Source organism: Phyllobacterium sp. A18/5-2, from assembly GCF_025452215.1.
GTDB lineage: Bacteria > Pseudomonadota > Alphaproteobacteria > Rhizobiales > Rhizobiaceae > Phyllobacterium > Phyllobacterium sophorae.
Genome location: NZ_CP104966.1, coordinates 3,574,890 through 3,587,921 on the forward strand (window position 1 = coordinate 3,574,890; position 13,032 = coordinate 3,587,921).

The window sequence follows — 13,032 nt, forward strand, 5'->3', positions numbered from 1 at the left end:
TGCCAATTCGTTGGCTGCGGGAAGAAACCGGAAAAACTTCTGCATTCATCGTCTCTGTCGCATCCGGTTAACACAGCTCACAGAAGAAAATTAGCTCACATGCCGGGCTCAAACATCCCGTCCATTGGTTTGGATCGCTTATACCCAAGGTCACACTACACAGGACCAAATGCAGGTGCTTCATGACCGCCAGTGACCGCTGGCTCCGTTCTCTGGAAAAACTGGACGCCGCTCGACGTATCGAACGATCCAGTGATAAAGTTTCGGCTGTCGCGCGTGAATCGTTGATGTCAACCGCTCACATCGTTCCAAGCTGCGCTTGCCGGGGTTCGAGTATGCTCCGGCCGGATAACCATGGAGTTCAGTCAAACCATGACCGAAACCGGCGATTCTTTGACGCCTCGCAATTCTGCGATTCTCGTGGCCGGCGCGATCGCCGCGCAGGTGATCGGCGGGCTGGTCCCGCAGATGTCTCCCTTTGTGATTGCCGGGGTTATGGACGGTCTTTCACTGTCGGAACGCGACGCCGGTTTTATCGCGTTCGCCGAGTTCCTCGCCCTCGCCGTCACTGCGATGGCAATCGCACCCATCCTGCCCCAGTTTTCCTATCGGCGCGTCGGCCTCGTCGCCGCAGCACTGGTCTTGGTCGCTCAAAGCGCATCAATCTTCAGCGTCTCGCTTGGATGGCTCGCGGTGCTCCGCGTTCTTGCGGGTGTTGGGGAAGGCACACTTTATGCGGTGTCGCTTTCCATTGTCGCCTCCCATTGCAGAAACCCAGACAAGGTTTATGGCTACTTTCAGGTGATCTGGGCCTTGGGCAGTGTCGCGCTCTTCGCTATCGGCGGTCAGCTCACCGCTGCCTTCGCACATCGCGGCATCCTCGCCTTGATCGCGGGTGTGACGCTCATACTCGCGCCGCTCCTGCTCCTCATTCCGGACGACCGCGCCAAGAGCGGATACCGAGCTGAAGCTGACACGGCGCAGGCCCCACCTTTGCTGGGCGTCATGACGTTCGGCGCGATCGTGCTTTACCTGACCGCCTCGGCTGCGATCTATGCGTTCAGTGCGCCCTTGGGCGAGCGCGCGGGCGCGGGTCTTGATACGACCGCGGTCGGCTATGTGCTGACCGTCGCGTCGCTCGTCGGTCTCGCAGGAGCAGGAGCCGCCACTGCTCTCAATGTGCGCTGGGGACGGGCAATCCCTATCTCGGGGTTCTGCGCCGGATTCGCACTTGTCGTGCTCGCGCTCTGTCTCTGGCGTAACCCAACAGTCTACGTCGCCGCCCTCGTCGCGTCGGTCGTCATTTACTACTTCTCGATCCCGTATCTTTTTGGTCTGGCCGCGGCGCTCGACCGCAACGGACGTTGGGCTGCGGCCGCGGGATCGGCTTATCTGCTCGGATTCGCTGCAGGCCCTCTTGTCGCTGGCAGCGTGATCGGGGCGGCGGGTTACGCCGGCCTCGCCGGGGTCTGCGTCGTGATCACCGCCGCCGCGTGGGGGCTTGCGATGATCGTTATTCGGCAAGGCCGGGGAACGGCTGCCGCCTCCATCGAAGTGCCGGGCTGAAGCGGCCATTGGAACCGTGCCTCGCCCACTCGGTCAGTGCGTTTGAAGCTGTCCGGTCTCCAGCGTCTTTCGCACCCCGGCAGGCAGCGCTTCCCACACGCGGACAAGTTCACCGACCGACATGAGCCCCATCTTGCGCATGACGTTGCAACGGTGGAGCTTGACAGTGATCTCGCTGATGCCGAGGCCGAAGGCAATCTGCTTGTTCAGCTGGCCAATTGCGACTTCTCGCATCACCTGACGTTCACGTGGTGTAAGCAGCGCGAACTTGCTTACGTGGTCGGTAACGATCCGTGCCTGGGCGCGCTGCTTGATATCGCGCTCAATCCCTGCTGCGATTGCATCAAGTAGCGTTTGGTCGCGCACGGGTTTGGTGAGGAAATCGACCGCTCCCGCCTTCATCGCCTGGACTGACATCGGGATGTCGCCATGGGCGGTAAGAAAGATGATCGGCTTGCCGTCACCACTTTCCAGGAGCCTATGCTGGAGATCGAGACCGCTCACGCCCGGCATCCGCACGTCGGCGATAAGGCATCCCGGCCGATCCGGAAGCTCGGCTTCGAGGAAGTCTTGCGTCGATCCGAAGCTGATTGTGTCCAGGCCCACCGACTGCATTAGCTCGTCCAGTGCTTCACGGAGCCTTTCATCGTCATCCACCAGGATGACCAATGGGTGCTCCGCTTTGGCCCAGCTGCCCGCGGACGGCGATCGATCAGGCAATTTATCGCTTGCATTTGCATGATAGCTCTCACTCATATTGGATACCCCTTTCCGGTCAGTGCGTCGGCAACCGCTGCAAGCAGCTCTTGCCCGTCGAAAGGCTTGCGGAAGAACCAGCCAGGCTTTGGTTGCATCTGTTCGGCGAGTTGGTGCCTGCCACTAATCAGGATCACCGGCAGGTCAACTCGTCTCTCGCTCATCACGCGCTGCAACTCGAAGCCGTCCATGCCGGGCATACCGATATCGGTGATCAGACAACCGATCTCCTTCAGAGCGTTGCAGTCGAGGAGGGCTTGTGCCGACGAAAATGCCCGCACAGCATGTCCCGCTGACTCGAGAAGATCCTCAAGCGAGTCGAGGAGGCGCTGATCGTCATCGACAATCGCTATTATGGGCTTCGGGTTGGTCATTCTCGCGAGTTTCCTGATCGTCTGGAATGAGTGATTGGGATCTGCAGCTTTTCGGCGATCCGCACCAGGTCGGCGAACGATGTCGCCTCCATCTTGTGCATGATCTTGCCCCGGTGGATTTCAAGGGTGATCTCACTGATGCCGAGTTCCGCCGCCGCCTGCTTGTTGAGGAGCCCACTGACCACGAGTGGCAATACCTCGCGCTCGCGCGGCGTAAGCACCGAGAAACGGCGTACAAGATCGGCCAGTTCCGCGCGAGTCGAACGTTGTTCCCGGTCACGCTGGATGGCCGCGCGAACCGCCGCAATCAAATCGCTCTCCCCGACGGGTTTGGTCAAAAAGTCGACAGCGCCACCCTGGATCGCCCTCACCGTCGATGGAATGTCGCCGTGCCCCGTGAGAAATACGATAGGAGGATGGACGTCACTCGATAGTTGCCTCTGGAACTCCAGACCGTTGACGTCGGGCAGTTCGACATCGAGGATCAGGCACGCTGGGAGATCGGGCTTCGCATAGGCTACATAGTCAGCGGCGACGGCGAACGTCGCGGATTGCCATCCCAAGGACTCCAGCAGTTCTCCGAGCGCCTCGCGGACTCTGGCATCGTCATCCACGATGAAGACGATCTCCTCGGGCGGTTTCATGGCATTTCACTCGCAGCCAGCGGAAGCGTAAAGGCGACGGTCGCCCCGCGCGGCTCATTGTTGGCGGTCCAAAGGCGCCCCCCATGCGATTCGATGATCGACCGGCAAATTGCGAGTCCCATACCCATCCCATGCGCCTTTGTGGTGAAGAACGGCTCAAAGACCCGCTGGGGATCCTTGAAACCAGTTCCATCGTCGCGAACCTCAACGCGGATTGCGTCGGGGCCATCGCGGTACGAGCGTATCTTGATCGCACGAGCGCTGCCCGCTACGGCGTCCATCGCCTCGACCCCATTCCGGATCAGGTTCACGAACACCTGCTGTATCTGGACCCGGTCGAGTGCGACCAGCGGCAGGTCCGGCTCAAGGGTCGTCTCGACGCAGACGGTCTTCGCCGTGGTTTCGTCAGCCATCAGTAGGCACACTTCATCGATCAGGCGGTTGACGTCTTCAGGTAATCTGGCCTCTGGAGCGTGACGGAAGAGGGCGCGGATACGACCGACAACCTCCGCCGCCGAGTTGGCATCACGGGTGATGCGCTCGGCCGTGATCTTGGCGCGTTCGACGTTCGGGGGCTCTGCAGACAGCCAACGGTGGCATGCGTGGGAATTGGCGACGATCGCGGCGAGCGGCTGGTTTACTTCATGTGCGATCGACGCTGACAACTCGGCCAGGCTTGCCGCCCGAGTTGCCTGCGCGAGCCTCTCCGAGGCCCGTCGCAACGCTTCTTCGGCGTGCATCTGATCGTCAATGTCGTGGCAAAGACCGAACCACTGGACGATGCGACCGTCCTGATCTCGTAGGGGTTCGGCGCGACCGGACATCCACCGGTATACTCCGTCCGCCCGACGCAGGCGATATTTCATGGAGAAGCGGTCGCCCGTGAGAAGGCAGCGGCCGAGAACGTCTTCCACCGCCCCGGCATCGTCCGGGTGGAAGATGGTGTCGAACACGACTGCCAACTGTTGCTTGTCGTCCAGGTCCATCCCGAGAAAGTCCGCCATGCGCTTGTTGACGAGCGTAGTCTCGCCGTCCGGTGTCAGCCGCCAGAGGTTGCTCGGAACCATGTCGACGAGCAGCGAGAGTTCCCGCTCCCGTTCGCGCAGCGCCACCTGGGCGCGCATCTCATCATCGATGTCGAGAGAAACGCCGTACCATTGAACAATCGTTCCGTCTTGCTCACGCCGGGGTTCTACCCTGCACTCCGCCCACCGATAAATGTCGTCTTTCTCACGCCATCGAAACCGCATCACGGTGCCGCGGCCAGCTTCGAAACAATTAAGCAACGTTCGCTGCACCTCCGGAGCATCTTCGGGATGAATCAGCTCTCGCAGCAGCGTTTCGATGCGCGGCTCCCCGATTGCTTCGAAGTTGGCGATCACGGAGCGGAAGTGGTCCTGGTATCGTTTGTTGAAGTAGACCGGCAGATCCATTGACGTTACGCTCCAGATGCGCACCGGCACGGCATCGATCATCTGCTGAAGTTGCCGCCTGCTTTGCCGCAGCGCCTCTTCAGCGTGCATCTGATCGTCTATGCCATGACAGAGGCCATACCACTGGACAATCTGTCCGTCACGATCCCGCATCGGCTCGGCGCTGCTCGACATCCAGCGATAGACGCCATCTGCGCGGCGGAGGCGATATCTCATCGTGAAGCGCTCGCCGGTGACGAGGCAGCGATTCAACCTGCCTCTAAACTCCGCTGCGTCATCCGGATGGACGGTTTCGATTACCGCCTCCAATCGGCTCATTCCTGGTCTGTCCGTGTCCGGTAAGTCCAGGCCGAGGAAATCGACCATGCGCTTGTTGAAGAAAGTGGGCTCGCCGTCCGGGGTCAAGCGCCATAGGTGGCTCGGAACCATGTCTACCAGTAGCGAGAGCTCGTGCTCCCGGTCCCGTAACACTTCATTGACCGGTTTTTGGTCTTCGATTTCTATCGGCATAATCGGCCGCTCCTGCCCGACAAAGCAAACTTTGGGACCGTCTACGCCGCTTATACCACTCACAGTCAATGTCCGGGCCGACGAAATCATACCGCAGCTTAATCCAACCATGCCCCTGCCGCACCTCATGGAAATCCATGATTGTACGTGGATGTGACTAGCTGAAGCGGCAATGCACCGAGTCGGCAGCGAACGCCCCTAACCTCGGCACGCGACAGGCGGCATACCTCGGTCGCAGAAATCGGCAGCTTGCGTCCCAGCCGGCGTCATTTCTATCCGCGTTTTCTAGACTTGGGTATGGGCCGACTAAACCCTTCGATTAGTGCGTTACGCCCCGTGCATGATAGAATGATTTTGTCTCCCCAGTCATTGTCGGAAGCAGCGAACCAATCCGGAGCAGCCGCAATAATGAGGAGGCGAGAATGACTCAGCGTGTCAAGTATGCAGAAGGGTCGCCAGAGCTTCTGACGAAATTCACCGAGTTTCTGGCTGCAATCCGAGAGAGCACAACCGAAGAGCTGGTCCGCGATCTCGTCGCCATCCATGCAGCGCAGCAGAACGGCTGCACCTTTTGCCTTGGTATGCACGTCAAGCAGGCCAAAATCGATGGTGAGCGCCGATTGCGCCTTTATCGCCTTGCAGCATGGCCTGGTTCCGCAGATGCCAAGTTCGGCCCCAACAAGGCAGATCTCAGCTAAGGCGACCAGGAACCACCGCGACTTGTCCAGGCCAAACGCCTTCCCGGCCGAGTGCAGCTTGGACAGCCGGAAACCTAAATCATCAGGCCTGAGGGCCGCGAACAGGGAGATGCGTTATGAAAATTGTTATTATCGGGGGAACCGGGCTCATCGGCTCGAAGACCGCCATACGCCTGCGCAACAAGGGCCACGAGGTTCTTGCCGTGTCGCCGAACACCGGCGTCAACACCATCACTGGCGAAGGGCTTGCGGAAGCGTTGGTCGGTGCCGAGGTCGTCGTTGACCTCGCCAACGCACCATCTTGGGAAGACAAGGCTGTGCTCGAATTCTTCGAAACGTCGGGACACAATCTGCTCGCCGCCGAAGCCAAGGCTGGCGTCAAGCATCATATAGCCCTGTCGATCGTTGGGACAGAGCGGTTGCCCGAAAGCGGGTATATGAGGGCCAAACTTGCCCAGGAGAGGCTCATCAAGGAATCGCCGATTCCCTACACGATCGTCCATTCCACCCAGTTCATGGAATTCCTGAAGGGCATCGCCGATGGAGGAACCGTCGGCACCGTCGCTCGTCTTTCGCCCGCCGCTTTCCAGCCTATCGCCTCGGACGACGTTGCCGATGTGATGTCGGATGTCGCTCTCACAAAACCGCTCAACGGCACGATCGACATCGCGGGTCCCGAGCGCGCTCCCATGAGCGAGATCATTGCCCGGTATCTGAAAGCGGCGAACGATCCGCGGACAGTCGAGGCAGATGTCCACGCGCGTTATTTCGGCTCTGAGCTGAACGATCAGTCACTTGTGCCCTTAGGCGGTGCGCGGCTCGGCAAGATCAACTTCGAGGATTGGTTCCGTCAGTCCCAACAGCCGAAGTAACGCAGACACAGAACAAACTTGAGCGCTAGTCTCCTGCCCAGGTTTCAAACGGGCATACGCATTCAACAACCAAAGGATTACGACAATGAAGTCAGCTTTGTTATCGCTGTTTGTGTCGGCTGCAGTTTGCCTCCTTGGAGGTGTGACGTTTGCCGCTGAAGACGCCGCAAAGGTTACGCCGCTCATGCAAAAGGACCTTCCAAATTACCCTGGCAAGGAGGGGCTGATGATATCAGTCGAGTATGAGCCAGGCGGTTCCTCGCCCATTCATAAACACGAGGCGAACGCATTCGTCTACGTTCTGGAGGGCTCGATCGCGATGCAGGTCAAGGGGGAAAAGGAAGTCACCTTGTCGCCGGGAGAGACCTTCTACGAAGGCCCTTCCGACATTCACCTGGTCAGCCGGAACGCGAGCACGACCGAACCAGCTAAATTTATTGTTGTGCTCCTCAAGAACAAGGACGCTCCGGTCGTCATGCCGGTGGAGTAACTCCAATGTTTGCAAGCTGCTTGGCAGGGCGAAATCAGGCGCCGTTCACGGCGCAATAGAGGGAGCCAGTCGATGAAAATCACGGTCATGGGAGCGACCGGGCGAATTGGGATGCACCTCGTAGAGAAACTTGGACAGACAGGTGTCGAGGTGGTCGCTGCGTCCACTTCTCTCGGTGTCAACAGTGTGACAGCCTCGGAGCGGCCATAGCCGGAGCCGACGTTGTTATCGACGTTACGAACGCCGCGTCGTTTGGCGACGACACGGCTTTGGATTTTTTTAAGGCCTCCACCCGGAATCTGTTGGCTGCCTCAGCAAATGCTGGCGTCAGACACTACCTCGCGCTTTCCGTGGTGGGCACACCTCGGCTTGTTGAGAGTGATTATTTCCGCGCGAAAATGGTACAGGAAAATCTCATCAGGGCAGCAAGGAGGCCCTACACCATTCTCCATTCCACGCAATTTTTTGAGTTCATCGGCGGCGTGATCGACATGGGGGCAGACGGTGACGGCTTTCGGCTTCCGTCGGCATCGGTAAAACCGATAGCAGCTGACAACGTCGCCGAAATGCTGGCCGAATTGGCAATGGGAACAGCAAGGAACAATACCGTAGAGATCAGCGGTCACGAGCGATTCGGTCTCGACGAAATTGCGCGCATCCACCTCGCAGCAAACGAAGACATGCGCCAGGTCATAACCGACAACAGCGCTCGCTACTACGGGGTCGAACTGAACGATGACACATTGCTTCCGCTCAAGGGAGCCCCTGGGACAGTTTCAGTCAGTTCATCGAGCACGACGCGGAGGTGGATCGACGTCCTTTTACAAAATGAAATCGCGGCCGCGGACAGCGTGGAAGCTGTCCGCGGGCAAGCTTTCCACCAACATTGGAAGGAGAACACCGCAATGAATTCACAGGTGCCGATCCCTATGCGTTGGATATACGCAGCCTATACCACAGGGTGATACATCGCCGTTGCAAACGGGAGTATTGAAATTCAATCAGGAAATTAGCAGGAGGTTAACATGAGCTTGGACAACACTTCACATTCCACTAGGCCGGGACCCGACGAGTTGGTTCCGTCGCGCTACGCGCTAAAGATCGGTGAAATTGACGTAATGGTCATTAGCGATGGGGTGCTAACGCTGCCAGGTGCAATGTTGGGTCACAACGCCGACCCGGCCGCGAGGACGGCCTGGATGGACTACAATTTTCTGCCGGCGGACATGCTCGATTGGGGGCTCAATGTGGTGGTGGTGCGTAGCGGCAGCCAGACCATACTCATCGATGCCGGACTGGGGGACGACCCGGACCTGAACTTGCCGAAGGCCGGGCAACTGGCCCATCGACTGGAGGCTGCCGGCATCGATCTTGCGTCCGTGACCGACGTAGTGCTTACCCACATGCACATGGACCACATTGGTATGCTGCTCGTCGACGGGGTGAAGGACCAGCTGCGTCCGGACCTGCAGAATCCACGTGGCGGCCGCCGAGGTCAAATTCTGGACGTCGCCCGATTTCTCCCACGTTTCCATGCCTAAGGGGTTCCCGGACGCGCTTCGGGCGGCCGCCAAGCGGTTCGCGGAAGAGTATCGCAGCAATCTGCAGACGTTCGAGGACGAGTACAAGGTTGCGCCAGGGGTAGTCGTCACCCGCACCGGCGGCCACACCCCCGGGCACAGCGTGGTCCGCCTCGCATCCGGCGGCGACCGGCTGATGTTCGCCGGCGACGCCGTATTCACGGTCGGGTTCGATCACCCCGACTGGTTCAACGGCTTTGAACACGACCCCGAGGAAGCGGCCCGCGTCAGGGTCCGTCTTTTGCGCGAGCTGGCCGCGAGCGGTGAGTTGCTGGTGGCAACTCACCTGCCGTTCCCCTCCGTCGGTCATGTGGCGGTCGACGGCGATACCTTTCGTTGGGTACCGATCTTCTGGGACTACTGACCGCTTGTTCGGTTAGGCGTACCAGCCGTCGAGGACATCGCGCCATGATCGTATGTTCGTGCAATGTGTTTACTGATCAGGATGTCCGCTCCGCCGTCGAGGCGGAGCCGACGCGCTCGATGGCCAGGTTTATGGTTGTCTCGGCTGCAGAGCGCAGTGCGGCCCTGCCCGGGCACCATCCGCCGCATCATCAACGAGGCGCTCGGCGGCGCCCGCACGGCATCCTGCAATGGCTGCGGGCGGCCCTCACTGTCAAATTGATGCTTATGGCTCACTTTCGTGGTCGGAAGTGATAGTGAATACGTCATGCTCACCGACTAAGCCCTTCAGCTTGAACTGACCGATGTTCCGCACCGACGCAGCTGGCAGATCGGAGGCGAGTCGGCTTGGCGTTGAGATGTGCTCGCATGTAAAAGGAGACTGCCAGAACCGCCATGCCGTAGCTGACGATCAGTCTCGGATCTATCCTCGACATGAGCCGACCGACAATCGGCGCAATAATGACTGCAAGTATGCCCGTCGGCGCTGTGGCAATGCCCGCCCACGTCGCCGTATAACCCATCATCTGCTGAAGCCATAGGGGCGTTAGAACGATGTTGCCGAATTCTCATTAGAAATTTCAACTCGGTAAACTTCCGCCAATCAGAGGTTGGCTGGGGAACCCACGACCTCACTTCCGTATCACCTCGAGCACGGCAGGCGTTCCGCTCAATCAACACTGACGGCTTTAGCTGAGGCGATGGAGATACTCGATGCCTCCGAAGAGGAAGTCCATGTATTCCTTGATGAGGCATCTGTAGTATTTCCCGGCAGGTCAAGGCCGATGTCGTCATCATTGCCGGGCACAAGTGACTGTGACCGGGAGACCTGTCTGCCGGATTCTTCAACGAATATTCAAGAGAGAGTCAATTGTAATTCAAGGGCTCTGCAAGGACTTCCTGCCCGCGCGCTGGCATTCTCCCTCACAAATGATCGTGATCAATGTGGAACGGAGGCCAAGTCGTGAGAATCGTACTGATCCGCAGCAGCGACGTTATTGGAACGAAGCTCGCCAACAGACTTCACCAGCAGGGCCACCTCGTGGTGTCGACATCTTCAAACCCCGGCATCAAAACCCTCACTGATGAGGAACTGGCGAACGCACTCGCACGCGCTCAGGTGGTCGTCGACGTAGCAAATTCTCCCTCATTCGAGGACATGGCCGTTCTGGAGTTATTCGAGACGTCAGGTGGTAACGTCCTTGCTGCGGAAGCAGCCGCCGGTGTGGAGCATCACGTCGCGCTTTCGCTGGTCGGCATCGAGCATTTTCCTGAGAATGGCCACTGCCGCGCGAAGATGGTTCAAGAAGAACTGATCAAGGCCTCGAACATTCCTTATACGATCGTCCGTTCAACACAGTTCTTCGAAACCGTGGACGGCATCGCCCAATCGGGGACGGAGGGGAAATTCGTCCGGGCGTCGCCTGCCCTCTTCCAGCCCATCGGTTCTGACGACGTGGCTGACGCCTTGGCCAAAATTACGGTCGGAGTGCCGATTAACGGCACGGTCGAGATCGCGGGGCCAGAACGGGTGCCGATCGACGAGCTTGTACGTCAATACTTGCATACCACGAAGGACCCGCGAACCGTGATCCCAGACGTCCATGCACGCTTCTTTGGTGCGGAATTGAACGATCGATCGCTGACGCCCGGCGATGATCCGCGCATCGGCCCGACATGTTTTGAGGACTGGCTCAGCACTGTAATTCAGACAAACGATCATTCGGAAGGCTGAACTGTCGCGACCAGCGTAAGGCTGCGCAACGCATCGGAGGTTAAAATGAACATTTCGTCAGGGAATATAGTCAGCGCAACGGAAACTCGAGCTCGTTTCGAGTCTGGTCCACTTGTATTGGTGGTGGATGACGACGAGATCGGTGCGCCTTTCGATTTGCGAGTTGCTGGAATCTGTCGGTATTGATGCCGTCGGCTTCGACTCGACGCAGGCGCTCATCGACGCCGATGTGCTGGATCGACCAGGCTGCATGATACTCGATGTCCGCATGCCCGGCGTGAACGGTCTTGATTTTCAGATTAGCCTGGCCGCGAACGGCATTTCCGCTTCGATCGTTTTCCTGACCGGCCACGGCGACATTCCGATGACAGTCCAGGCGATGAAAGCGGGTGCGGTCGAGTTCCTGACCAAACCCGTTCGTGACCAGACTCTGCTCGACGCGGTGAACAGAGCCATAGAAATAGACAAGGATAAGCGAGCGGAACAGTACACATCCAACGCCAATCGCGCACTCTATGCGACGTTAACCCCTCGTGAACGGCAAGTCATGGCGGCCGTTGTTCGCGGCGCGATGAGCAAACAGATAGCTTTCGAACTTAACATTTCGGAGATCACGGTCAAACTCCATCGAAGCAACTTGATGCGAAAGATGAAGACGCCCTTCCTCACGCACCTGGTTCGTGTATGGCAATCGCTGCCTGCGGATATACGTGATGAATACCCGGCTTAACCTTTCGTATAGCTTTGACGGAGCCGTGACTGATCGGTTATTAAAACCGTGCAGCGTCAGCGAGTTGAACGAAAGTTTTCAACTTGAACATCGTTTCCGTGTACCGGGTAAACGATCCGGCGCGACAATCCTCGTCATGATCGACAACACTCCGCGCCTGGAGGCAGAAGCCAGGTTGCGTAAAATCGAGGCGGACTTCTTCCACGCCGCGCGACTTTCGACGCTGGGCGAAATGACCGCTTCGATAGCGCACGAAATAAAACAGCCGCTTGCAGCGATCCTGATGAATGCACAGACCACTCTGCGCCATCTCAGGAAGGCTGTGCCAAATCTTGAAAAGGTCGAGCAACTGACATCTCGTATCGTCGACAGCGCTCAGCGAGCCACTGAAATAATTGGCCGGATCCAGGATATGGCCGGCAAGCGCGCACCCACCAATGCTTTGCTTGATTTCAATGATGTCGTTCAGCAATGCCTGGTTTTTCTTAGCCACGAGGCCGAAGACAAAAACGTCGTCATCAAGGCCAGCCTGGAGCCAAATCTTCCACACGTGCATGGTGATCGGATTCAATTGCAGCAAGTTATAGTCAACTTGGTCGTCAACAGCATCCAGGCCATGAACCCGGCACCTCAGACGGGGCGCGAAATTTATCTCAAAACCAGTTTGGACGGCAACGATCATGTCGCCTTCTCGATCAGGGACACTGGAATGGGTATCCCCGTCGATCACATGGAGCAAATCTTCGATGGATTCTTCACGACCAAGGAAGGCGGGCTGGGCATAGGACTGGCTATTTGCCAATCAATCGTCAACGCCCACGGAGGGACGATTACTGCGGCCAATCATCCAGCCGGCGGGGCTCTGTTCCGTTTTTCAATCCCGACGCAAAGCGCTGCTGACGTAGCGAACAATCCGGCATCAACGGATATCCGGTCCCAACAAATCACGTCTTTGACCAAGCATGCGATTGTACTGGACAACCAATGCAATGACCTTCCCTACCTCAAGGCACTGTAGGACATAGCCCCACGTATAATATCGTTCGATCCCATAATCGCCCATTGTTGCGGCCAAGCCGCCACGGCTTCGACGCGGCGATGCGCTTACCGAAAATATAGCGATCCTCGACTGGATATTGGTGCACCAACGCCATGGAGGAGCACGAGCTCCGACTGGAAAAACGGCCGCCGGAACCGAGGTACCAAAGGTTCGTCCGTTTGAAAGCAGCGGGATGGGGGACG

10 protein-coding genes and 3 pseudogenes are annotated in these 13,032 nt (G+C 58.3%); 9 read left to right on the forward strand and 4 right to left on the reverse strand.

The features are described 5' to 3' along the window. Window positions 1-354: 354 nt before the first annotated feature. Entirely contained in the window at window positions 355-1,566 is a 1,212-nt protein-coding gene (locus tag N8E89_RS17815) for an MFS transporter (RefSeq protein ID WP_262260641.1), read from the forward strand. Window positions 1,567-1,599: 33 nt separating this feature from the next. On the opposite strand, the gene N8E89_RS17820 is transcribed toward N8E89_RS17815, so the two are convergent. From N8E89_RS17820 to N8E89_RS17835, 4 genes and pseudogenes are all read right to left on the reverse strand, one after another. Continuing rightward, window positions 1,600-2,322: a response regulator transcription factor gene (locus tag N8E89_RS17820; protein WP_106663058.1), complete on the reverse strand. Its 723-nt coding sequence runs from the start codon at window positions 2,320-2,322 to the stop codon at window positions 1,600-1,602. After that, complete coding sequence (locus tag N8E89_RS17825) at window positions 2,319-2,696, reverse strand: response regulator transcription factor (protein ID WP_106663057.1); 378 nt, start codon at window positions 2,694-2,696, stop codon at window positions 2,319-2,321. The genes N8E89_RS17820 and N8E89_RS17825 overlap by 4 nt, the downstream gene beginning before the upstream one ends. After that, complete coding sequence (locus N8E89_RS17830) at window positions 2,693-3,340, reverse strand: response regulator transcription factor (protein ID WP_106663056.1); 648 nt, start codon at window positions 3,338-3,340, stop codon at window positions 2,693-2,695. Before N8E89_RS17830 ends, N8E89_RS17825 begins: the two co-directional genes overlap by 4 nt. Then, a pseudogene (locus tag N8E89_RS17835) lies at window positions 3,337-5,247 on the reverse strand (PAS domain-containing protein); the annotation flags it as partial. The gene N8E89_RS17830 and the pseudogene N8E89_RS17835, both read right to left, overlap by 4 nt. A gap of 458 nt (window positions 5,248-5,705) precedes the next feature. On the opposite strand from N8E89_RS17835, the gene N8E89_RS17840 reads away from it, so the two are divergent. The 8 genes and pseudogenes from N8E89_RS17840 (at window position 5,706) to N8E89_RS17875 (ending at window position 12,808) form a co-directional block, all read left to right on the forward strand. Then, the gene (locus N8E89_RS17840) at window positions 5,706-5,981 is read left to right on the forward strand and encodes a carboxymuconolactone decarboxylase family protein (RefSeq protein WP_262260642.1); all 276 of its coding nucleotides are present in this window, start codon (window positions 5,706-5,708) and stop codon (window positions 5,979-5,981) included. A 116-nt stretch (window positions 5,982-6,097) separates the two neighbouring features. Then, the gene (locus N8E89_RS17845) at window positions 6,098-6,853 is read left to right on the forward strand and encodes an SDR family oxidoreductase (protein ID WP_113172774.1); all 756 of its coding nucleotides are present in this window, start codon (window positions 6,098-6,100) and stop codon (window positions 6,851-6,853) included. Between the two features lie 85 nt (window positions 6,854-6,938). Further along, the gene (locus N8E89_RS17850; protein WP_210203714.1) at window positions 6,939-7,343 is read left to right on the forward strand and encodes a cupin domain-containing protein; all 405 of its coding nucleotides are present in this window, start codon (window positions 6,939-6,941) and stop codon (window positions 7,341-7,343) included. Window positions 7,344-7,415: 72 nt separating this feature from the next. Beyond that, window positions 7,416-8,107, forward strand: a pseudogene (locus tag N8E89_RS17855) (SDR family oxidoreductase); the annotation flags it as partial. 261 nt (window positions 8,108-8,368) lie between these two features. Then, window positions 8,369-9,287: pseudogene (locus N8E89_RS17860) on the forward strand (MBL fold metallo-hydrolase). Between the two features lie 1,002 nt (window positions 9,288-10,289). Beyond that, window positions 10,290-11,060, forward strand: a complete 771-nt coding sequence (locus N8E89_RS17865; RefSeq protein WP_106663051.1) for an SDR family oxidoreductase — start codon at window positions 10,290-10,292, stop codon at window positions 11,058-11,060. 127 nt (window positions 11,061-11,187) lie between these two features. After that, a complete protein-coding gene (locus tag N8E89_RS17870) occupies window positions 11,188-11,790 on the forward strand; it encodes a response regulator transcription factor (RefSeq protein WP_410010320.1) in 603 nt (200 codons plus the stop codon). Beyond that, window positions 11,774-12,808 (forward strand): sensor histidine kinase, encoded by a 1,035-nt coding sequence (locus N8E89_RS17875; RefSeq protein ID WP_106663049.1) that lies wholly within the window; start codon window positions 11,774-11,776, stop codon window positions 12,806-12,808. The genes N8E89_RS17870 and N8E89_RS17875 overlap by 17 nt, the downstream gene beginning before the upstream one ends. Window positions 12,809-13,032: the final 224 nt, after the last annotated feature.